The organism is Actinospica durhamensis (assembly GCF_018139695.1).
Classification (GTDB): Bacteria; Actinomycetota; Actinomycetes; order Streptomycetales; family Catenulisporaceae; genus Actinospica; species Actinospica durhamensis.
Genome location: NZ_JAGSOG010000703.1, coordinates 1 through 498, shown reverse-complemented (window position 1 = coordinate 498; position 498 = coordinate 1). Strand labels below are relative to the sequence as shown.

Annotated in this window: 2 pseudogenes; one reads left to right on the top strand and one right to left on the bottom strand. The window is 70.9% G+C overall.

The annotated features are described in order from the left end of the window. Window positions 1–262, top strand: a pseudogene (locus KDL01_RS41805) (hypothetical protein); the annotation flags it as partial. Window positions 263–298: 36 nt separating this feature from the next. Here the strand turns inward: KDL01_RS41805 and KDL01_RS41800 are convergent. Next, window positions 299–498: pseudogene (locus tag KDL01_RS41800) on the bottom strand (DUF1697 domain-containing protein); the annotation flags it as partial.

The following is a 498-nucleotide window of genomic DNA, read 5'->3' as shown; positions in this document are numbered from 1 at the left end:
GGCCGGGCGGGATCCGCGCAGGCCGCAGGACGAGCCCGACGCCTATGTCCGGACCGGGTCGCTGCACTTTCTCGACGCCCAGGGCTACGCGATGCTCGTCGCCCCCGAGATCCGGTGTGCCTGGCGGGAGATAGCCGCGGTCATCGAGGCAGCGGGGCTGCCGTTCCGCGTCTACGTGTTCACCTGCGCGGGACGCACGGGGGAGGAGATCGCGGATCTGCTCTTCCCGCCGCGTCGAGGCGCCGTGAGGTTGGGCGAATGATCGAAACCGAGCCGACGCCGGCACCGGCGCTTGCAGCTAGTCCGCGGACAGTTCCCGCAGGCGCAGCACGGTGGTCCAGTTGCGTCCGGTCGCGACGGGGGCGGCGAGTTTGCGCTTGAGGAAGGGCTGGGTGAACTTGCTGGTGTGCACGCCGCCGGGGCTCCAGGTGTAGAGCTCGAGGCCGTGGAAGGCGAATTCGTCGGGGGCGAATTCCGCCGGGTCGAGGGCGGCGACGG